Source organism: Stieleria maiorica (genome assembly GCF_008035925.1).
GTDB classification, from domain to species: domain Bacteria; phylum Planctomycetota; class Planctomycetia; order Pirellulales; family Pirellulaceae; genus Stieleria; species Stieleria maiorica.
The window spans coordinates 1942613-1964307 of the sequence record NZ_CP036264.1; the positions used below are offsets into that span (position 1 = coordinate 1942613).

Here is a 21695-nt window from a genome sequence, read left to right on the forward strand (position 1 = left end):
AATCGCGCGAGCGTTCGGGCGTTCCTGCGCCGGCGTGGAATTGCCAGGTCCGTAGGCTCGCGCCATACGGCTGATGGCGGTTTCCGGCGCTTCACCGGCCGGCCAGCACGCGGTGGTGTTCCGAATCGGAAACAAAGTACACGTCGCCTTTGCCGGGTCGTGATAACACGGCCGTGCCGTGGGGGCGTTTCATCGGAAACGGAATCTGCATCGTCTCGATCACGTTTCTCCCCAGGTCGACGTACCGCATCGCATGGTTTTCCGTGTCGACGACCAGCAGATTGCCTGTCGAATCGACGGCGATGCCTTTGGGGCCGCGGAACGTTGCTGACAATGGATCTCCACCGTCTCCATCGTGACCTTTTTGTCCGGTCCCGGCGACGCGGTTGATACGATTCGTTTTGCGATCGATCCTCCAGACGCTGTTGCCTTCGCGCAGCACCAACCAAATCGCTTGCTCGTCGATGGCCAGCGACCGCGGGCCGAACACGGACACGTCGGAGGCCGGCTTACCCTCGACGGGCAATTCACGTCGGCCATCGCCGGAAATGGTCATCACGATCCGGGTTTCCAAATCGATTCGCCGCAAGCGATGATTGGTCGTGTCGGCGACCAACAAGCCGCCCTCGCCATCGAGCACAATGCTGTGGGGCTGGCTGAAGCGTGCCTTGTCGCCGGTCTGGCCGTCACCGCGAAAACCATCGACACCATCCCCGGCGATCGTCTCGATCACACCGGTCGCCGCATCAATCCGTCGGATGCAGTGATTGCGTGTGTCGGCGACGAACAGGTTGCCGTCTCGGTCGGCACGGATTTCGTGCGGCGCGTTGAAGGTCGCCTTGATCGCCGGCCCGCCGTCGCCGCTGAGTCCTTTTTCACCGGTCCCGGCGACGCGTTGGATCTGTGTCCCGTCGTGATCGCATTTCCAAATCGAGTGATCGTCGACGGTGCTGAAATAGATCCCATCGCCGGTGACTTCGATCCCATAAACGTTTTGCAGCGCGACTTGCGTGGGATCGGAAGGTGTGACCGCGATCGCTGAGTCTGCTTTTCCGGTGCCGGCAAAGACGGACCAGGATCGGGTGTGGGGGGCTTGGGCGTGTGTGGCGACGACGCCGGCGGCGAGATGAACGGTGAAGGCCGATGCGAGAAGAAGTGCAGGGGATGGAAAACGGTGGCGGGAGTTCACGGTGCTGGAATCCTGAACGCGGTGTGACGAATGGAGCCGAAGTGGCGACCATTCTAATCGTCCGCCGCCGCGCCGTCTTTGATCACAAACTTTGCCTTCAACCGAGCCACTTCCTCAGCCAATCCCGCTTTGCGAACGCTGCCGAGCACCTCTTCGAAATCCTTGTACGCATCGGGGGCTTCGTCACGCGGATAGACGCTGCAGTTGCTGACCACGTCATGCTCGGCGAGCCCCTGGTCGATCTCGTGCTGTACCAACTGTTTCTTCGCCTTGGTGCGACTGAGCCGTCGTCCCGCGCCGTGATTGACGCTATACGCCGCGGCCGAGGCGCCTTCGCCGGCCACCATCACGCTGGACCCGTCGCGGGGATTTCCCGGCAACAGGATCGGGTGTCCGGTCGATTCGAACCGCGTGCCGACCAATTGCGGATGCCCGGCCGGCAAGGCACGCGTCGCGCCTTTGCGATGAACCCACTGCACCGTCCCGTCGATCGGTTCTTGGCGTGCGATGTTGTGCGAGATGAAGTAGACCAATTCACCGCGGACACCGGGAAAGACTTCGCGAAACGCCTCCAGGACCAGGTCATTGATCAGCAGATGGTTGACGGTTGCAAAGTTCGCACCCATCGCCATGTCGCACAAATAATCGCGGCCTTCGGGTGAATCGACGGGGGCGTAAACCAGTTGGGGATCGCCGGCGGGAAACGCCAACCCCTGTTTTTGAAACGCGGTTTTCAACGTCCGGAACTGCGCGACGGCCAAGTCGTGCCCGAACCCGCGTGACCCGCAATGGGACAAAAAGGCGACGCAGCCATCTTTGAGTCCAAAGGCTTCGGCGATCGCGCGCTGCGAGTCGAGGACGTGCACGACTTCGGCTTCGCCGAAATGATTGCCGCCGCCATAGCTACCTAGTTGGCGATACTTGGATTCAATCCGATCCAATTTGTCTCGGGTCCGCCCCATCCACTCCAGCCGCGCCGCCAGCGTGTCGCTGGAGCCGTCGGGCGCGGTGTGGTAGGCATCTTCGCAGGCATCGGCCCACGACTTTGGGATCCCGAGTTTCTTCAGCACCTGCTTCGATGCGCCTTCGGTCGCGATTTTGAAACCGAGTTTGCCGTCGATGCTTCTTGACTTGGGTGCGTGTCGTTGGCCGCGGCCGGCGCCGGTGGGAACGCGTTTGCAGATCGCGCGAATGATCTGTTTTCGCAGGGGCAGCGCATCGATTGCATCGGCGGGAAGGTCCATCTGCAGCAGACTCATGCTGCACTTGATGTCCACGCCGACCGGGCCGGGATAAATGTGCGTCGGTGAAACCATCACGCAACCGACCGGAGCGCCATAGCCGACGTGGGCGTCGGGATTGAGCACCACACGCGAAACGCCCGGGGCGCGGCGACTGTTGATCGCCTGGGTCAGCGTTTCGCCGCCGAAGGATTGACGAATCGGCTCGGTTCCGATCACCGTGATCGGCGAAAGGTCCGCGCCGGCCGGCAGCGTCGCCAACGCCTCGCCGGTGACCGTCATCATCTCGTGTGTGGTGTCCAAATCTAATTCAGCGGCGAAGCGTGAAGGTAGGTCGACCAGAAGAACGGCTCGTCCCCGGTCAGTGTCTCACGTTCTTGATCAGATCCGGACAGGGTAGGTTCGCCCAACGGCGAGATTTCGCTGCGACGGAGCACGTTTTTGGCGCGGGTCAACGCGGCGGGGGCGCCCAAGAAAGGCAGCTCTTGGACATATTCACGCAACAGGATGGCCGTCGATTCGCCTCCGACCGCCCAGCGGCTGAGGATGACGTCGCGCACGCCGCTGTATTGCAAGGCGGCGATCACGTGCATGATCTCGTGTCCCGAGACGCCCTGGCTGGTGTCCAAGTTGGATCGGAATCCGGCCAGAAAAACACTGCCCGGTGTGCCGGGGGGGAATCCCAGCCAGGATCGCAGTCGGCCTTGACGCATCGACGTTTCATATGCGGCAAGGGGCGAGTCGAGGACCGATGCCGGGTTAGGCGTCGTCGGTTCGGCGACCACCAGATGCCCGGCGACGTTGCCGCTTTGGCTGGTGGGGATCATCGCATCGCCTGGCAGCCGGACGGCGGCGCCGGCGTGAATCGAATCCAGAATCGTTTGCACCAGCATGGCGTTGGTTTCGGCCTCGCGCGGCGCGAAGAACTTTCCGGCCGTCACTGCGATGGCGGGGCTGGTGGTTTTGTCGGCTGTCGGGTAGATGGCGAGCGCCGGCGTCGCGGCATACACGACGTCGATGGAATCGCCCAGCAGCGGAGCGTCTCGCTCGTCGGTCGGCAACAATTCGAACGGCACGTACCAAAGCAACGCGTCGGGAATCACGACCAGCCGCTTGATGCCGGTCAGTCGACCGGTCAGCAGCGCCCCGGTCCCCGTCGCGATCAAACGGTCGCGAAATTTGATCGCGTCGTCGCGCCAGCCGTCGTCCTCGGGCAGCCGGGCGCCGCGTGACGGGGCGGCGCCGATCCCGCGCGACAGTGCGGCGATTTCGCCGGCGACGCGACTGGCGCCCTTGATCGTCCAGTAGGTCGATTTCTGCTTGGTGCACAACACCGCGTGGATCAGGTTTCCGTCTTGGCAAAACGCCAGGATGCCGACGTCGTCCGGCAGCACCGATGCCGGTTGTTTGTCGTCCAACGCGTGCGGCATCACGACGGGCAATACGGTGCGATCGAGTGCAATCGCCCATGCGTTTGCCTCCAGTCGATCCAGGCCGGCTTGGACCATCGCCGGATCCGCCCCGGCAGCGGGTTTGGCATCCAAGTCGGCTTTGGCGGCCGTTCGCAGGTCGCGGATCGGTTTGTCGGCGGCGTTTCGGAATTCGACGATCTTCTTTTCCAGTAATTCGTCGGGCATGCGGGCCAGTGCCCGAACCTGCATCACCCGTCCGCCCAACGGCAGCTGGCTGCGAATCCGGCCCGCTTGCAGGTCTTCGATCCGCGCCAGAACGTCTTGGCCGCTTTCACGCGACGCGGCGGTTCGCAATCGCGCCAGCCGCAACAAATCGCGATCGGCGACCACGCCGGCGATCGCATCGACCGGGTCGCGTCGCCAGACATCGATGGCCGGATCGTCCGCGTAGCTGGCCAGCAGCACGTCGGCGGATTGACCGTCCAGGTTTCGGCCAAGCGCCAATCGAACACGCTGTAATTGATACAGCCGTGGCATGGAAATGAGCGATCGTTTTCGAATCCGACTGTTCGTTGCAAAGTTAAAGATCTGTGACAAGCCTTCTTCCCACGGGCCGGTCACATTGGGGTTGCCGCCGGGAGTGGCGGTTCGGGTCGCCAACCGCGCGGCAACATAGGCGCCATAAGCATCCAGTCGAGGTTGCAACACGTCGCGGCGCATCGCGATCGCCTTGGCCTCGCCCAACCGCGCCGTGGCGGAGGCAAAGTCACCCGCGGTGACGGCGGCATCGGCCGATGCGATCAAGCAGTGCAGCGCGGCCAGGCGGGATTTTCGCAACAGATTGGTCGCTGCGACTTGACCCGCCTGCTGAACAACGGCGGCGTCTTTGGCGGTCGCACAGCCGGCGGCCAACTGCAACGCTTCGCCGACCCATTCGAAGTAGTCCATCGACGCGGCTTGGTTGGTAACAGCCAGACACAGCGGGATCGCCGCGGCGGGCTTGTCCGATCCGGCCAGCGCCGACGCGGCACACAGTCCGGTGATCGGCGAGATCGGGTGGACGCCGCCGTTGTAGGTTGCGTTTTCCGCGGCATCCGACACGGTGCGTTCGTCTTGCATCGCGCCGAATCGCTCGGCCGCACGCATCGCGCCGATCAGATTTCGGGCGATCGGCAATTGCAGCCCCGCGGGATACTTGGTGCTATCGAGCAACTGTGTCGCCAAGGCGTCGCCTTCGGCAAGCGGCCCCAAGATGATGCGGCGACGGTAGGATGCGATCGCCAGGCCACGCAGAATCTCGATCGCGTCGATGGGTTTAATGTTCAATTCTTCGATCACGCCGCCTTGGGCCAAGGTGGCCTCGGTCAGCTGCTCGCCCGAATAAAACTTGATCGTTCGAGTGACCGGTAATCGGTTGACCGCATTGGCCTCGGGCCACAAGTATTGTTTGGGCGACATTTGAAACTGCGACATCAAGACTTCCGACCAAACCGGTCGGCCCAGCCAACCGCGATACCGGATCGCAATTTTCAGCGACATGTCCAGACTCTGCATCGCACCTTCCAGATCGCCCAGCCGGTACTGGCATTCGCCCATCATCGCAAACACCGGAATCGCATCGATCCAGTGGCCGTTGATGTCTTTCCGCGTGCGGGAAACCGCGATGTCAAAGGCGTCCATCGCCTTTTCCAGGTCTCCGCTACGGTACACCTCCAAGGCGAAGTAATACTCCGGTGACGGGTAACCGCTGCCCATCGGCTCCCGGCCCAGGCTGGGGCCCAGACCGGCACCCTGGCCACGGGCCGTCCCCGTATCGAACAGGGACAAACCGACCAGCAACAGCAAGGGGGACAACAAGCGGGGCCAAGGGGTCGCAGACGAGAATCGCGCCATCATTACGGGTGTGCCTATCGAGAGGTTGGCTGGGAGAATTTTCGGCTCACCGATCCCAATCGGGGCGAACCCCATTCAGCAACGGGGGGAGTAGGAAAAATGAGCCAAGTCACCGCGCGTGCGAGGCAACACGACACGAGGACCTTTAGTTTACGCCACGTTTAGGCCGCGGTCGAATCTTGGCGTGGTGGGGCGCGGGCCAAGAGACGTGAGACTCGGTTCGCGAAGCCGACGGGGCCCCAAAAAACATGTCCCCCAAAAACACGGGCACTAAGAAAATGGCCCACGGATGGAAGAGCGAACCCACTGATGCCGGTCAGAGGGATGATCCGTGGATTCACGCTGCCATCGGTGGATTTCTTTCAACATGGACGGCAGATGGACGCCTGTTCCATTCGTCTCCCAGACGGGGGGACGTCAGAGGGTGGGGCCGACGGTCCAGGGGACGAATTCGTGATCGCCAAACCCGTTGCGTTCGCTGGCCGTTTTTTCGCCGCTGGCCACGCGGAGGGCGAACTCAAAAAACTCGTCGCCGAGCTGCTCGATCGATTTGCCGTCGATCGCCTGGCCGGCATTTAAATCCATGTCGTCACGCATCCGCTGAAACAAGTCGCTGTTGGAGGCGACCTTGATCACGGGCGAGGGCTTGCAACCGAAACAGCTTCCACGGCCGGTGGAAAACATCACCAAATTGGCTCCCCCGGCGACCTTGCCGGTCACGCTGGCGGGGTCAAATCCGGGCGTGTCCATCACCGTCAGTCCCTTGGCCGTCACCCGCTGGGCGTAATCGTAGACCGCTTCGAGCGCCGTCGAGCCACTCTTGGAAACCGCGCCGAGAGATTTTTCGGTGATCGTGGACAGTCCCCCCGCCTTGTTGCCCACCGACGGATTGTTGTCCAGCTCGCCGCCGTAATACGACACGTATTGCTGCCACCAATGCAGCAAGTCGATCAGTTTCTGGGCCACCTCGGGCGAGCGGCTGCGATCACACAATAAATGCTCGGCGCCGTACAGTTCGGTCGTTTCGGAGATGATCGACGTGCCCCCGCAGGCGACGACACGATCGGAGACGACTCCGATGGCCGGGTTGGCGGTGATGCCGGAGTAGCCGTCGCTGCCGCCGCATTCGACCGCCAGGCAAAGCGCCGACGCATCGGCCGTCGAGCGTGTCGACTGGTTGGCCGCGTCGAGGACCTGTTCCAGCATACGCTCGCCGCGGGCGATGGTCGCTTGTGATCCGCCTTCGGATTGCATGGTCAGCGTGGGGACCGCATCGTCGCGCGTCAGGCGTTCGCCGTCGGCGGCATACAGCGGAACGACGCCGTGGTGCTGGCCGAGGTAGGCCGGAGTGTTTTGTTCACACCCCAGTCCGATCATCAGCCGACCGCCGACGTTGGGATGGTTGGCGTACCCGGCCATCGTCCGAGCGATCATCTGGTGTTTGCGGCCGTCGTATTGGAGCGCGCAGCCGGTGGTGTGCGAGGCGGCGAAGACACCGTCGACGTTGGGCCAGCGTTTCAGGCGTTCCGCGTCGAAGCGGGCGACAATCTTGTGACAGACCGTCGCGCTGCAATTGACCGTCGACAGGACGGCGACGTAGTTGCGTGTGCCGATACGCCCATCGGGACGATGGTAGCCCAGGAAAGATCGTCGCAGGGGCGGCGGATCTGCCGGCGGGTTGGTCGACGCGATCGTCTCGGCGACGGTGTGATGGTCGCGCACGTTGTGGGTGTGCACGTGGCAACCGACCGCGATCGGATGCCGCGCGATCCCGATCGGTTGACCGTACTTGAGCACCGGCGACCCGGCCAGGATTTCTCGGATCGCAAACTTGTGTCCGCTGGGAATCGGGCTGGCAAGTTCGATCGGACGGCCGTCGATTTCGAGGACCGCTCCGACGTCCAGCGGCGCGGTCGCGATCGCGACATGGTCTTGGGCGTGCAGTCGAATGAATTCGGGCATGACGGAGGGGCTGGGAAGTTGCCTCGGGACAGATTCATGCTGCCTATGGTTCCGGCGCTAGCACGACGGACGTATATTCGCTGACCCGTAGCCGGAGCACCAGGGTACAGCATTTGCTGGAATATTCACCGCCGGGGCAGTCCTCCCCAAGGAAAGCCTGTTCGTCATCTGCACTGGGGCTCAGCCGCCGACCCGAAACCGGCTACATCGTCACAATCGTCTTCCACGCACGCGGATCGAAACCTCGATGAAAATCCACGAATATCAAGGCAAAGAACTTTTCCGAGAGGCCGGAGTGCCGGTCCTGGACGGCATCGTCGCCACCACGCCCGATGAAGCCGCCGCGGCGTACGAAAAACTCGGTGGCAAGATCGCCGTGGTCAAGGCTCAGATCCATGCCGGCGGCCGCGGCAAGGGCACGATCATCGACAACCCCGAACAACACGGCGTGGTGTTGGCCAAGAGTGCCGACGAGGCGCGTGCGGCGGCGGCGGGATTGCTGGGCAAAAAACTGGTCACGATCCAGACCGGACCGGCCGGCCAAACCGTCGGCAAGGTATTCGTCGAAGCCGGCTGCGATATCGCGCGCGAATTGTACCTCGGCATCGTATTAGATCGCGCCGCCGCCAAGCCGGTCCTGATGGTCAGCACCGAAGGCGGGATGGAAATTGAAACGGTCGCCGAAAAGACCCCCGAATTGATTCACAAAGAACACTTCGATCCCGCCGTCGGACTGGAAGCCTTTCAAGTCCGCAAACTTTGCAAAAAGCTGGGCATCAGCGGCGCCGCAGCCAAGGCGGCCGCCAAGTTCATGCCCGCGATGTGCCGCTTCTATGTCGATTACGACTGCGAACTGGCCGAAGTCAATCCGCTGGTGATCACCGGCGATGACCAGATGGTCGCCTTGGACGCGAAAATCAACTTCGACAACAACGCGTTGTATCGCCACCCCGGCTATGCCGAGCTGCGCGATATGGCCGAGGAGGAGGAGAGCGAAGTACGGGCCAGTGCGGCCGGGCTGAGCTATGTCAAACTGGAAGGCAACATCGGCTGTCTGGTCAACGGCGCCGGACTGGCGATGTCGACGATGGACATCATCAAGTATCACGGCGGCCAACCGGCCAACTTCCTGGACGTCGGCGGCGGTGCCAACACCGAACAGGTCACCGAGGCGTTCCGGATCCTGCTGTCTGACCCCAACGTCAAAGGCGTGCTGGTCAACATCTTCGGGGGCATCGCCCGTTGCACGACGATTGCCGGTGCGTTGATCGAGGCCAGCAAGACCGTCGGGTTTGACGTCCCGCTGGTGGTCCGACTGGAAGGCACCGAAGTCGAGGAAGGTCGCAAGATGCTGGCCGCAAGCGACGTCGACGTCATCACCGCCACCGACATCACCGACGCGGCCAAGAAGATTGTCGCCGCCACCGGGGTTTGATCCCACAGAAGACGACCTGGAATCTTGGCGCCCCTCCCAGGACGCCGAGATTTAAAAAAACGAAGCAATCACGCTTCACCATCCACCCCAACGCACACCAGACTCGACTGAGACGAACCTTCCGATGAGTATTTTGATTGACGCGAAGACGAAAGTCATCTGCCAGGGCATCACCGGCAGTGCGGGCAAGTTCCACACCCTGGGCTGCCGCGATTACGGCACCCAAATGGTCGGCGGCGTGACGCCCGGCAAAGGCGGCCAGGACGTCGAAGGCATTCCCGTCTTCGACACCGTCGAAGAAGCCGTCGCGGAAACCGGCGCCGACGCGACCATGATCTTTGTCCCCCCGCCCTTCACCGCCGATGCCATCCTGGAAGCCCTCGACGCCGGCATCAAAGTGATTGCCGCGATCACCGAAGGCGTGCCGGTCATCGACATGGTCCGGGTCTACGAAAAGGTCCGCGCCAGTGACGCGGTCTTGATCGGCCCCAATTGCCCCGGTTTGATCACCCCGGGCCAATGTAAAATCGGGATCATGCCCGGCTACATTCACAACCCCGGCAAAGTCGGCGTGATGAGCCGCAGCGGCACGTTGACCTACGAAGCCGTTTGGCAAACCTCCGCACTCGGGCTCGGCCAAAGCACCTGTGTCGGCTTGGGCGGTGACCCGATCGTCGGGACCAGCTTCATCGATCTGCTGAAGCAGTATCAGGCCGACGATCAAACCGAAGCGATTTTGATGATCGGCGAAATCGGCGGCTCGGCCGAAGAAGAGGCGGCCGCGTTCGTCAAAGAACACGTGACCAAGCCGGTCGCCGCCTTCATCGCCGGGCGAACCGCACCTCCCGGGAAACGCATGGGACATGCCGGTGCGATCATTAGCGGCGGCAAGGGCACGGCGACCGAAAAGGTGGCCGCCTTGGAAGCCGCCGGCATCACCGTCGCCCCAACCCCGGCCGACATGGGCCAAGCCGTCGTCGACGCGATGAAAGGCTAAGCGGCCGTGGGATAGGCCCTCCAAGGCGTGGCGAAAGCTGCGAGGGCTTTCGGAGATCCGCCAAGGATGCGAAACCCTTGGCGGCTTGTTGATTTTCCCCGGTGCCGGGTTCCTATGCTAGCCCGACGCGTGAGCGTGGGGCATCGTTGCGTCCCTCGCTTACGCGTCGGGCTGGCATACTTGCGCAAGGTTTGCCGTATCCCCCCTCATTCCCGGGCTCCGCCTGGGAACGCAATGTCGCCGTGGCTGCCGCCACACACCAATTCAGCCAGTGTGGGGCGGAGCCTGGGAACAAGTGCCCGAGCCGCGAATCCCTTGCCAGGTTCCGCTACTTTCCCGGGCGGCTTCGTCGCTCGTCGCCGACGACGATGGCGGTGCCTTTTTGGATCGAATTCGGTGCGACCAGGTAAAACGGCTGGTCGGTGACGATCTCGCGACCGTCATTGAGGAACAGCCGCATTCGGACGCACCACCGCAATCGGATCAGCCGGCCGTGATAACTGAGCGGTGTTGCCGGCAATAGGCAAACCAACGGATGCTTGTCGGCCAGTCCGAAACGCCGGATCTGGTCGGCTTCGTAGCGTTCAAAGTGATGGACGTGCAGGTCCGTGTCTCCTTTGCCTTCGGAGTGCCACAACACCGAGACTTCGATCGCATTGAGCGCATCCAGCGTGACCCGCGAGACTCGCCACGTCGCGGTAAGCTCCCGTCCGCCCTCGTAGATGCCGTCCTCGCGGCACAATGAAACACTCACCGCGGGTTGCGTTTCGGAGGCAAGCCGGGTGGGTGAACGACGACGGGATAGCTTCGGCAGAACGATGGCCACGGACGGGCTTCTCCAGAGACAATCACTTTCCACCTGACGGCATTGTGCGAGGCGACAAAGGAATGCATCACATTGGATGGAAGGTCTAAGGTGAATTGTTGTTCCCAAGGTGCCTGCGGGTCAACTCGAACATCACGCTCGGCACACAATTCTTGCGTGAAAACTTCATACCGTTCGACCCGGACATCGGTGCCTTGACGATACACGGTTTCTTCCTCGCAGGCGACGCGCACACGCAGACGACGCAATCGCAAACGCCCCGATTGGGACACAAACAGGCGATATTTGCAGCCTGGGTAGAGTGGGTGGTCGCTGATTTCGACGATCGTCGGCCCGATCCCCGCCGATCGGCGCAGCTGGGCCAGGAAATAACGAAACGACCAATAACCGATCCCGCCGAACGGGATCAGCAGTCCCGTTAAAATGTAGCGCGGGCTGGAATGCCAGAACCCGAGCACGACCACCGCCAGCAACACGAACCATACCGCATTCCACAGCAACGCCAACAGCGCCGGACCGACCAGTTCGTTGCCCGATGTCGTTTCGGCAGCCAATCGGTACGTCAGCCGCTCGCCCGGGCTATCGGTCAACGCGTCACCGCGCGGCACCGAGGGCATCTTTTCGATGTCGGTGGCCGAGGGGACAATGATCTCGATCGAAGAGGCTCGTTTGGCCAGTGCGGATCGTCGCTCGTTGCTGGCCCCCACACTCACCAAGCGGTAAATCAACCCGCCGGCCCCCGATCCGATCGCGGCAAATCCCAGAATGCCAAAGATCCAACTGGCCAAGCCGCCGCCCTCAAGCTCCGGCGGCGTGACATCCTCGGGCTGGATCTTTGTCAGCTCTTTCAGGGTTTCCAGCTTGTCCCAGGACGACAACTGGCTGATCACCACCAGCGACACGACAAACACGCCGACCAAGAAAACGCCGCTGTAAAATGCGGTTTCCCAAAGTAGGCTGCGGAGCTCCGTGCCGATGAAACGCTTTCCCCGTTTCTTGCTCCAGGGTCGAAGAAAGCGCGCCATATCAGCGGGGTTGCTGAGGTCGACGACTCGGGCGATAGAATCCCAACTCTTCCAACGCCGCATACACTTCGCCGAGAGTCTTCTCGCCGAAATTGCTGATCGACAGCAACCGCTTGGGCGTCGCGCCCAATAAATCACGGACCGTCAAGATGCCGGTTTCTTCCAGGCAGTTCGTCGTGCGAACCGAAAGGCCCATCTCAGCAATACTCAAATCCAAACGCTCTTTGCGCAGACGAGCTTCCTCGTCGGCACGGCTCAGTGGAATTCTGGTGCTCATTCCAAACTCCTTTTGGTCGGGCAAATGAAGGGTGGCAAGATTTGCGGAGAGAGTAAGCGATGATCCGCCGATTGGCAAAGAGTTGAGTTCAAAAATTCACCGTTTTGCGGGAATCACTCTCCACGCAGGGGAACCACCATTTGCTAGCAAGCTCACGCGGCCACCAATTCACGGCTGAGCGCCGCATACCGGATCCACTCGGTGATCTCCTCCAGATCCGGCAGCTGTCCGCCGCGAAGGATTCGCTGGCCTTCATTGCTGCGGGCGATCGGGTCGATCAATTCCAGTAGATCGCCGGGATCATATTCGGCGACTTCTTCGGGCGTGGTGACGTCGGCGGCGACCAGAAGTTGCGCGTCGTGCCCACGCAGCATGGGGACACGGCACACCAGAATCGCTTGGTGTTGCCAAGCTGTGATCACATCGGCATCGATGCGTCGACGGTTCAACCGTTCGGCCAACTCCGCGGCGTCGGCGCAAATCAAATCGTCGACGGTCATGATGTCGACTGCTTCAAGTCGCTCGGCCATCCGCGATCCGATGGACGGTGCGTCCACGACCGGACTCTCGCGCTCGAGGTAAAAGCGAAGCTGCAGATCATTGTCATCGGCGCGCTGCGATTCGCGTCGACGTTCCGATCTGTTGGCCCCATCCGAATCGCGCCGCCGTTGTGATCGTCGCCGCTGATCCGGCGCGCGGTCCCGGGCCACCCGCGATGCGTTGCGGCCTGAGCGTGTCGGCGCGTCATCGCGCCGTCGACGCGCGCTCGGCCGGCGGTCCGATTCAAAGTCGCTCGCCCCATCGTCGTTGATCGCCCCGGTGTTGTTGCCAACGCCGTTGCCGCCCGAGCGACCGGCCAGGTTTCCCCGACGCTCCGATCGGCCGGCCGAACGTCGCGTCGATCGGTTTCGATTGGAACTGGCCCGGACCACTTGCCCGTGATCATCGACGAACTCGTATTCGTAACGATTGTTTGCTGGTTTTTCCTCGATCGTTTTCCCGTCGCGCTGCTGGCGGACAACGCGTCCGTTGACGGTTTGCCGGTCGGCCATCACACCCAGCGGATGGTCGTCGGTATTAACGTTGGCCGCCGCGATCCAACTGGTGATGCGCGAAAGTTCGTAGCTTGTCCCGCTGAGCAGGATTCGCTGTCCGCGCTCGGTCGCCAGAAAGGCCTCGACGCGATCGAGCAGATCCATCGGATCGATCGACGACAGGTGGCCGGCGTCGGCGATTCCACACCCGACCAGCACCCGCGCGTCAAACCCGCGCAGTTGCGGAACGTGGCAAACCAGGCGGCTTTCCGCCTGCCAGCGACGAATCGTTGCCGCCGTCACACCGGCCAAGCCCAATGAATCGGCCAGCCGATTGGGGTCCTGGTTCATCAAGTGGTTAATGTGCGTGACTTGCAGCCGGCGTAGACGTGCCGCCGCGACCGCGTCGATCGAGGGCGCTTGATCGATCGGGCTATCGACGGTCAGGAAGAACGGTGACGCAGCGGGACGTTGGCCCGCTTGTGTCGGACCGGATTGCAGTTTCGAGCCGTCCGTTGACGATCGCGGCTGGCTGTCTCGGGACGCCGTCGTCGCATACGTTGTCGAGTGTGTCGACGGTGCGGTCGTGTAAGCATCGGCAAAGTAATAGCCGTCGTGCCAGTGTCCCGTGTCGGTCGGCGACGAATCCATGCGCCCAATCGGCGGCCCTCCCCCGTGGTTCCATGCGGTCGAAGCGGCCGATGGTGGTACGGCAGACGGCGGCATCTCGTACAGCGGAGCCGCGTACGGCGAGGCATCGGGTGAAATTCCGTACGCCTCGTGCCAAATCGTGTCCAGGTTGCGATTGATGTCGGCCAGGGATGCGCCGATCGGCAACTGATCAAAATACTGGTCGTGATAGCGATCGACAAAGGCGTCGCTATGCGGCAGTGGGTCGGTGGCTTCCGGTGGCAGATGCGACTGGGCGTGTGGCCCGGCGTAGCCTTCCGGCGAAAAATGTGGACTCCACAGCGGCCGGTGTTCGTGTTTGACCCGTTGCCCATAAATCGTGAACACCTGGCCTCCGTGGCGTCCCGCTTGGTCGGCAAACGTCGTGTCACTGGCCAGCAAAATGGCTTGTCGCCCGTTTTTCGTGAAGTCGTCCAGGGCCGCCAGTACGGTAAGGTTGACCGGTTCGGCCGCATCGGTCGGTGCGAACGTCTCGGGTGCCGCGTTGGCGTGTTGGTAACCCACGAAGTCTCGTACCAATTCACGATGCAATTCGATCACCAGAGGAATCGCCCGTCCCGTCCGGGCCAGCAGATCCGAAGCCGCCATGCGAAGTGCCAACGCCGCCAACGCCCGGTCGACGGCCGGACAGATCGCTTCGTCACGACCGTCGATCTTGGCAAACCCGACTTGCGATGCGGCGGCGACTTGATCAGGGGCCGTGGTGAAATCGGCGTTGTTCCAATCCAATCGCGCCAGCCGACCGCCTGAAAGCCGCACCAACCATTGACTCGCCTCGTCGGCCAGCGGTGATCCGGAGCGGGCCGCGGCTTGAGGTACGCCGAGTGTCTTGATCAATTCGGCACGCCGGCGTTTCAGCCATTGCACGCGCGGCGAACCGGTGCCGTCGAGTGTCACATGGTGCTCGGGTGCGACGGGTTGTTCGAGCGTCCGAAGCTCGGCCAGTGTGGCGTCGATCAACGCTTGCAGCCGAACCGGATCGGACGCGAAATCGCCCAGTGGCAGGTGGCCGAGGTCAGGTGATCGGAGCATGGGATCCAGCGCTGCACCCGTGGTGAACGCCGCGCCGGTGGCGATCGGGGCAGCGCCGATTGGGGGCACCATTCGACGCCGCAATTGCGACGCTCTGGCGAGACAGCGGTCCAGTTGTGCGGTGACTTGTTCCAGCTCTCGGCTGCGTGCCAGCGATTCGCCGTCGAGGTGATTGATGTACCAAGCCGACCAGGTTTGTCGATGGTAGGTGTCGTCCAGCCAGGACGGATAACGCACCAAGTCAGCCAGCTGTCGGTTGCGAACCAAACTTTCCCGATAGGACAGCAGTCGCTCGATCGTCGCAACCACCCACTGCTCGCTGCGGCGCAAGTCGTCCACTTCATGTTCTCGGCGTAGTGCGATCGCACGCTCAGCGGCACGTGTTTGTTCGGCACGTGTATATTCAGCACGCGCGGCAAACCGAAATCCCTGGCGGCGAACGTTTTGCAGGTCTTCGCGAATCGCACGCAAGGATCGCACCAAGGATCCGCTGCCGCGATAGGTCAATTCGCTTGGCAAGTCGCGATACCAAGCGGAAGCGAGTGAATGCGGTTGATCGTAGCGTGCGGCCAGCCAGTCGACTTGGCGAACGATCGCTTCGATTCTCAAGTCGATCTCGTCGGGCCAACGCGTCGTGTGGCCGTCAGCGGCAAACGCTCCCCATGACGTCGCAACGGTGGGATCGGCGGCGTGATGGTCCAGCGCCCACAGGAAATGATGCATGCGTCCGCGACGCAGCACCTGCTCGGACATCGGCAACGTCCCAAGACCGTCAAAGGTTCGGCGCAGGTCCCAACGGTTTGCATCCGAAGCGACCATCTCGCGCAAGCTGGATAATTCGGTCATCACGCGACGCCAACGCGTGATTTGGGCGTCGACATCGATCAGTTTGCGACGCAGTTCGGCGTCCATTTCCAGCGCGGCGGCCGGCGGGATCGATGCAACGCCGAAGAAGTCGTCGTTGGAGTGGCGGGCATAAGGCGATGCCGTGATCGGCGCGGTGTATCGGGCACGATTGCGGTCGGATTGCAGGTGTGCCAGCCAGCGAGAAAGTTCGCTGTGGCGGACACGCAGCTGCCAGATTTGATCATGAAGCTCGGCCAGTTCGCCTTCGATCGGCCAGCCGGCGGCATTCCGCTGTGTCGATTGCAACTGTGCCGATTGCAACTGTGCCAGACGCGACTGCAGGTATCGGCGGCGGGCGGCGATCGATGCTCGTTCACGCAAATCGGCGGAATCTGGGGCGTCTGCCGATCCGTTCCGGGACAATTCGATCGATGCCAATTCCGTTTCGATTCGTGCCAGCTCGTCGCGCATTGCCCGCCGTGATGTCTGTTGGTCGGCGGTCTCGGCCGGCGAAAGCCCGCTGACGGCCGAGCGATTGAGCGGCAATCCGGCGAACAAGGCCGGGTCGCCAAGTCCGCTGCGCAGGCACGCGCTGATGACGCGTGAAACGCTGGTCACGGCGGTGTCGGTCAGGATGCCGTCGACGATCGATTCGGGGATTCGAATCGATTCCAGGGCACGCGTCGCGTCGGTCGAATCGGCGATCCCGTTGATCCAGCTGCCGTGTAGCCAATCGAATCGATGGGCCGCTTCGCCGCGTGATTCGAATTCGATCGTCCGCCGTCCGCTGGAGGTCCCGTCGTGCTCGCGACGGCAATGGATTTTTCCGTTGCGATCGGCCCAGACCACGCGGCCGGCCGAAGAGCTCATCATGCCCAGCGGATACTCGCGACGAATCAACGAGTCGCGAACGAAACGGACGATCGCGGTTTTCCCAGACCCTTCGGGCGCGCAAATCACGTTCAAGGCTTCTGAGAAAGGCCCCAGCTCGACACGAGTCAGGGGGCCGTGGGTGTCGATATCGATCCGGTCCAACAACATGGTCGGGCTCCTCCTTGGCCACAGCAACAATACAGTTTCAGTTGCCCGATCGACGTCCAAAACTCATTTCGGCGTTTGCGGGGATCAAGCAGCTGGGATGCGGGATCGGGGAACTTTAGTGAATGTCGTGTTTCACGAAAAGAGGAATCTGGCGAGGGCTTGTCTTGACGCGGATGCCGGAAAAATCGTAGTCCCTGGGGCGTGAAACGACGTTTCGCCGCGGCCGCCAGCGCCGCCCACGGCTGTCGCCCCGAAGCGTTTGTTGAAGTCAACTCGGGGAATCGTCTTCCGTCTCGCCTTCCAATTCGGGTAAGCCGTCGTGGACGACGCGAGGAGTCCTCGCCGTTGGCATGACGAATCCGCCATTTTCTGCCCTATGCCGCGAATGCCCACTCCGCGACCGAATCGAATTCCCGGCACGCCCGGTCAGAATTGCTGTCGGAAACCCTGCCGGCGTCGATTTTATCTGGCGATCTCGCTGATTCTGACCTGCGCGATCCTGCCGGTCGGATGTGCGTCCTGGTCCAGCTGGCCCGGACACGAAGACTCGCCCCACTCGGATCGTGGTGGTCCCACGCTGCCGCTGAAAAAGATCACGCGTACGATCGAACTGGAAACGCGATTCGTCCAGATCCGATTTGATCCGGCGGATCCAGACCAGCTGCAATCGATGTGGCAATGGGTCGACGAAACCGTGTTGTCGCCGGAAACCCGAACGGTGTTGCGGCACAACGGATTGCGGATCGGTAAAGCGGCCCAGCCGGAGCGACTGGTCGGCAAATTGGACGCGTTGCAGTCCGCCCAGTCGCCCGACATCGTGGCCGATTTTCTGAGTTCGGTGGCCGTTTCCAGCCACCAATCCGAAGGCACCAAGACGATCCCGATGCGATTGGGAAAACGCTATGAGTTGCCGGTTCGGTTGCCGATCCAAGGCGACCAGGTCGTCATCATTCACGACCACCCGCAGCCGATCGGCAGGACCCTGCGCGACCCCCAGTTCTTGCTGGCGGTCACACCACGGCCCGACAGGGTGGCCAGTCAAATCCGCTTGCGAGTGCGGCCGGAAATCCAACACGGCGACATGCAACAGGATTGGGTCCAAGGCGACGCGGCGTTGCGGATCGATGTCCGCCGTCAATCCTGGTCGCTCGATTCGATGGAATTCGAGCTTGCCGGCGGCGAAGGCGACCTGTTTGTCGTCTCGGAAACGACCGAACGAAAGGGGCTCGGTCGGGAGATGTTTGGGGGCAAAAACGTCGATCAAATGGAACAGCAAACCGTGTTGCTGATCCGCATCGCCAACGTGCCCACCCCCGCCGAAAAGCTGTGACGCTCCGGCTACGAGAAATCGGATCCATCCGATATCATCGGCACCACTGCACTCCTTTCTATCTCCGTGCGTTGACCCATGAAAACCGACGAACTCCGCGAAAAATATCTCGAATTCTTTGAAACCAAGGGCTGCGTCCGGAAGCCCAGCGACGTCTTGGTCCCGACCTGGGATCCCTCGGTCCTGTTCACTCCGGCAGGGATGAACCAGTTCAAGGATCACTTTTTGGGCAAAGTGAAACTCGACTTCACCCGCGCGACGACCTGCCAAAAATGCCTCCGCACCGGCGACATCGACAACGTCGGCCGAACCGCCTATCACCACACCTTCTTCGAGATGCTGGGGAATTTCTCCTTCGGCGACTACTTCAAAAAGGAAGCCATCGCGTGGGCCTGGGAGTTCTTGACGGCCAAAAAGTGGCTGGCGATCGATCCGGCCAAGCTGTCCGTGACGGTCTACAAAGACGACGACGAAGCCTACGGGATCTGGAAGGAATCGATCGGGTTGCCCGATGACCGCATCGTCCGCATGGACGAGGACGAAAACTTCTGGCCCGCCTCCGCTCCCAGCGAAGGCCCCGACGGCGTCTGCGGCCCCTGCAGCGAGATCTATTATCACCTGGACGACGGCAGCGACGTCGAAATCTGGAACCTGGTCTTCACCCAGTTCAACCGCGTCGGTGATCCGCCGGACAACCTGAAACCCCTGCCCAGCCAAAACATCGACACCGGCATGGGACTGGAACGAACCGCCAGCGTCTTGCAAGGCGTTTCGACCAACTTCCACATCGATTCGCTGCGACCGATCGTCGATGCCGCCGCCGATGTCGTCGGCGTGCACTATGACCCCGGCAGCGACAACGGTCGACGGCTGCGACGGATCACCGACCACGCCCGCGCCTGTGCGTTTTCCATCCACGAAAACGTCTATCCGGGGCGCGACAAGGCAAAGTACGTCGTCCGCCGGCTGATCCGTCGCGCCGTGCTGGACGGATACCAAATGGACCTCCGTGAACCCTTCTTGCACAAACTGGTCCCCGCCGTCGCCCAGGCCAGTCAAACGGCCTATCCCGAGCTGGGGGAAACCATCGCGCGGGTCAGCGAAGTCATCGAGTCCGAAGAGAAAGCGTTCTTCGGGACCATCGACGGCGGGATGAAACGGATCGGGCAACTGTTCGAGGAAATGAACGAAGAGGATGCGGTGATGGTCCCCGGCAAAGAAGCCGCGGAGTTGAACACCACCTATGGCGTCCCACCGGAATTGTTGCAGACGCTTGCGGCGGAAAAGAACTTCACCTTCGATTGGCCGGGCTATCGCGACGCGATGCACGAACATGCGATCGCCAGTGGTGCCGGCCAGGTCGAATTGTTTCAAACCGGTCCGCTGGAAACGCTCAAGGAAGCTCTGCGGGAAACGCCCTTCGTCGGTTACGACACCACCGAGGCGACCGCGACGGTCAAAGGGATCATTACCGGCGACGGGGAAGACAAAGACGACGAAGGGCAACTGCTCAGCCACATCAGCCGCCCCGGCGACGCCGCGTTCCGTCTGGTCCTCAGCGAGTCACCGTTTTACGGCGAATCCGGTGGTCAGATCGGTGACACCGGTGTGATCGCCTCGGACGATTTCCAGTTCCTCGTTCACGACACCCAAAAGCATGGCGGACTGATCGTCCACCACGGCAAACTGACCAAGGGCGAAATTAAAGAAGGCGCAACCTGCACGGCAACCGTCGATACCGAGCGACGCGGCGCGTTGGCTCGCGCCCACTCCGCAACCCACATCCTGCACCACGCGTTGCACACCAACATCGGCGACCACGCCCAACAACAGGGCAGCAAGGTCGAAGAGGATCGGCTGCGTTTCGATTTTACCAACCAAAAGCCGATCCCCGACGATGTGCTGGTGAAAATCGAAAGTGACGTGATGACGCGGATCAGCGAGGACGCCGAAGTGTCCTGGCAAATCGTCCCATTGGCCGAAGCCCGCAAGGCCGGCGCGATGATGCTGTTCGGGGAAAAGTACCCCGACCCCGTACGGATGGTCTCCATCGGTGACTACAGCAAGGAACTTTGCGCCGGCACCCACGTCTCCAGGTCCGGCAGCGTCGAAACGTTCGAACTGATGGCCGAAGAAAGCGTCTCGGCCGGCACCCGCCGGATCGTTGCATTGACGGGTAGCCGCGCCCTGGAGCATCGTCAGCAGACGCAAGCGTTGCTCAGCGAGATCGCCGAGCGGCTCGGCACCGACGCCGCCCGTGCCGGCGGCGCGGTCGAACAATTGGCCGGGGAAATCAGGCAGCTGAAGAAAGAACTGACCAGCGGCAAACCCACCGCACACGCCCAGGCGTTCACGGTCGCCAAGGACTGCACCGTCGGCGACGTCGGCGATTACCCCGCGGTGCGGGCCAGCGTCCGCGAGATCACACGCCGGTTGAACGTGTCGCAAGAGGAAGTGCTCGGGCGAATCGATGCCATGTTGGCCGATCGCGTCAGCTTGATCACGCAGCTCAAGCAAGCGACCGCGGGCGGAAAGATCACCGCGGAAGACTTGATCGGCAAGGGCGAAAAGGTCGGCGAGGACTTGATCGTGGTTGCGGAAGTCCCCGGGGCGAACCCCAACGTGATGCGCGGCTGGATCGACCAGATCCGCAAGAAGTCCGAAGGCGGGTCGGCCGTGTTGCTGGGCACGGTTCAAGGCGACAAGGTCGTGCTGGTCGGAGGGCTCAGCCACACGCTCGTCGACAAGGGCCTGAAAGCAGGCCAGTGGGTCGGAGCGGCGGCCAAGATGGTCGGCGGTGGCGGCGGCGGGCGTCCCGACATGGCCCAAGCCGGCGGCAAAGACCCCAGCAAACTCCCCGCGGCACTCGACGCCGCCAAGACGTCGATGCGCGAGCAACTGGGCGCATGAACCTCGTTCCCAGGCTCCAGCCTGGGAACGCAAGGCCGCGGAGGCTCTTGCCTCCGACGGCGTTGCTGAGGCCGGACACTCAGTGACAGCGCGTGACGAGGCAAGAGCCTCGTCACGAGTAATCCCGTACTCGTTCCCAGGCTCCAGCCTGGGAACGCAAGGCCGCGGAGGCTCTTGCCTCCGGCGGCGGTGCTGAGGCAGGAGCCTCAGTGGCAGCGCGTGACGAGGCAAGAGCCTCGTCACGAGTAATCCCGTACTCGTTCCCGGGCTCCAGCCTGGGAACGCAAGGCCGGGGAGGCTCTTGCCTCCGACGATGGTTCTGAGGCAGGAGCCTCAGTGGCAGCGCGTGACGAGACCGGAGCCTCGTCACGAGGGACAAAAAAGAGTACAAACAGCGTGACTCGTTCCCGGGCTCCGGCCTGGGAACGCAAGGTGCCGGAGGCTCCTGCCTCCGACCATAAACGCAAGATGCCTGAGACATTCGTCTCTGGGAATTCTCGTCACGAGAGAACGATCTTCACTCCCAGGCGACCGCCCGGGATCGTGAGGTCGCTG

12 protein-coding genes are annotated in these 21695 nt (G+C 62.2%); 4 read left to right on the forward strand and 8 right to left on the reverse strand.

All coding sequences use genetic code 11. The features are described 5' to 3' along the window. Positions 1-91 precede the first annotated feature (91 nt). The 4 genes from Mal15_RS06565 to Mal15_RS06580 form a co-directional block, all read right to left on the reverse strand. On the reverse strand, positions 92-1189 hold the full coding sequence (locus Mal15_RS06565) for an NHL repeat-containing protein (RefSeq protein ID WP_147867031.1): 1098 nt from the start codon (positions 1187-1189) through the stop codon (positions 92-94). Between the two features lie 53 nt (positions 1190-1242). Further along, positions 1243-2715, reverse strand: a complete 1473-nt coding sequence (locus tag Mal15_RS06570; protein WP_233903312.1) for an RtcB family protein — start codon at positions 2713-2715, stop codon at positions 1243-1245. Positions 2716-2735: 20 nt separating this feature from the next. Further along, positions 2736-5738: a CHAT domain-containing protein gene (locus tag Mal15_RS06575; RefSeq protein ID WP_233903313.1), complete on the reverse strand. Its 3003-nt coding sequence runs from the start codon at positions 5736-5738 to the stop codon at positions 2736-2738. Positions 5739-6152: 414 nt separating this feature from the next. Next, positions 6153-7697, reverse strand: coding sequence for a UxaA family hydrolase (locus Mal15_RS06580; protein ID WP_147867033.1), 1545 nt, complete (start codon positions 7695-7697; stop codon positions 6153-6155). Positions 7698-7944: 247 nt separating this feature from the next. Here Mal15_RS06580 and sucC point away from each other — a divergent pair, with 247 nt between their 5' ends. Together sucC and sucD are read left to right on the forward strand one after the other, a co-directional pair. Next, a complete protein-coding gene (gene sucC, locus Mal15_RS06585; protein WP_147867034.1) occupies positions 7945-9132 on the forward strand; it encodes an ADP-forming succinate--CoA ligase subunit beta in 1188 nt (395 codons plus the stop codon). Between the two features lie 124 nt (positions 9133-9256). Continuing rightward, positions 9257-10129, forward strand: coding sequence for a succinate--CoA ligase subunit alpha (sucD, locus tag Mal15_RS06590; protein ID WP_147867035.1), 873 nt, complete (start codon positions 9257-9259; stop codon positions 10127-10129). 328 nt (positions 10130-10457) lie between these two features. On the opposite strand, the gene Mal15_RS06595 is transcribed toward sucD, so the two are convergent. The 4 genes from Mal15_RS06595 to Mal15_RS06610 all read right to left on the reverse strand — a co-directional run bounded on the left by Mal15_RS06595 (position 10458) and on the right by Mal15_RS06610 (position 16900). Continuing rightward, complete coding sequence (locus Mal15_RS06595; RefSeq protein WP_147867036.1) at positions 10458-10883, reverse strand: hypothetical protein; 426 nt, start codon at positions 10881-10883, stop codon at positions 10458-10460. Beyond that, positions 10880-11980 carry a hypothetical protein gene (locus Mal15_RS06600; protein ID WP_147867037.1) on the reverse strand — a complete coding sequence of 367 codons (1101 nt, stop codon included), beginning with the start codon at positions 11978-11980 and terminating at the stop codon, positions 10880-10882. Before Mal15_RS06600 ends, Mal15_RS06595 begins: the two co-directional genes overlap by 4 nt. Position 11981: 1 nt before the next feature. Next, positions 11982-12257 carry a DNA-directed RNA polymerase subunit alpha C-terminal domain-containing protein gene (locus tag Mal15_RS06605; RefSeq protein ID WP_147867038.1) on the reverse strand — a complete coding sequence of 92 codons (276 nt, stop codon included), beginning with the start codon at positions 12255-12257 and terminating at the stop codon, positions 11982-11984. Between the two features lie 152 nt (positions 12258-12409). Beyond that, positions 12410-16900 carry a DUF4332 domain-containing protein gene (locus Mal15_RS06610; protein WP_147867039.1) on the reverse strand — a complete coding sequence of 1497 codons (4491 nt, stop codon included), beginning with the start codon at positions 16898-16900 and terminating at the stop codon, positions 12410-12412. Between the two features lie 385 nt (positions 16901-17285). On the opposite strand from Mal15_RS06610, the gene Mal15_RS06615 reads away from it, so the two are divergent. Both Mal15_RS06615 and alaS read left to right on the forward strand, forming a co-directional pair. After that, a complete protein-coding gene (locus Mal15_RS06615) occupies positions 17286-18230 on the forward strand; it encodes a hypothetical protein (protein ID WP_147867040.1) in 945 nt (314 codons plus the stop codon). A gap of 78 nt (positions 18231-18308) precedes the next feature. Beyond that, entirely contained in the window at positions 18309-21140 is a 2832-nt protein-coding gene (gene alaS / locus Mal15_RS06620; RefSeq protein WP_147867041.1) for an alanine--tRNA ligase, read from the forward strand. Positions 21141-21695: the final 555 nt, after the last annotated feature.

Excerpts from the sequence above, each read along its gene's own strand:
- Mal15_RS06570 (WP_233903312.1), bottom strand. The coding sequence starts at position 2,715 with ATGATGACGGTCACCGGCGAGGCGTTGGCGACGCTGCCGGCCGGCGCG.
- Mal15_RS06575 (WP_233903313.1), bottom strand. The coding sequence starts at position 5,738 with ATGATGGCGCGATTCTCGTCTGCGACCCCTTGGCCCCGCTTGTTGTCC.
- Mal15_RS06580 (WP_147867033.1), bottom strand. The coding sequence starts at position 7,697 with ATGCCCGAATTCATTCGACTGCACGCCCAAGACCATGTCGCGATCGCG.
- sucC (WP_147867034.1), top strand. The coding sequence starts at position 7,945 with ATGAAAATCCACGAATATCAAGGCAAAGAACTTTTCCGAGAGGCCGGA.
- sucD (WP_147867035.1), top strand. The coding sequence starts at position 9,257 with ATGAGTATTTTGATTGACGCGAAGACGAAAGTCATCTGCCAGGGCATC.
- Mal15_RS06600 (WP_147867037.1), bottom strand. The coding sequence starts at position 11,980 with ATGGCGCGCTTTCTTCGACCCTGGAGCAAGAAACGGGGAAAGCGTTTC.
- Mal15_RS06605 (WP_147867038.1), bottom strand. The coding sequence starts at position 12,257 with ATGAGCACCAGAATTCCACTGAGCCGTGCCGACGAGGAAGCTCGTCTG.
- Mal15_RS06610 (WP_147867039.1), bottom strand. The coding sequence starts at position 16,900 with ATGTTGTTGGACCGGATCGATATCGACACCCACGGCCCCCTGACTCGT.
- Mal15_RS06615 (WP_147867040.1), top strand. The coding sequence starts at position 17,286 with ATGCCCACTCCGCGACCGAATCGAATTCCCGGCACGCCCGGTCAGAAT.
- alaS (WP_147867041.1), top strand. The coding sequence starts at position 18,309 with ATGAAAACCGACGAACTCCGCGAAAAATATCTCGAATTCTTTGAAACC.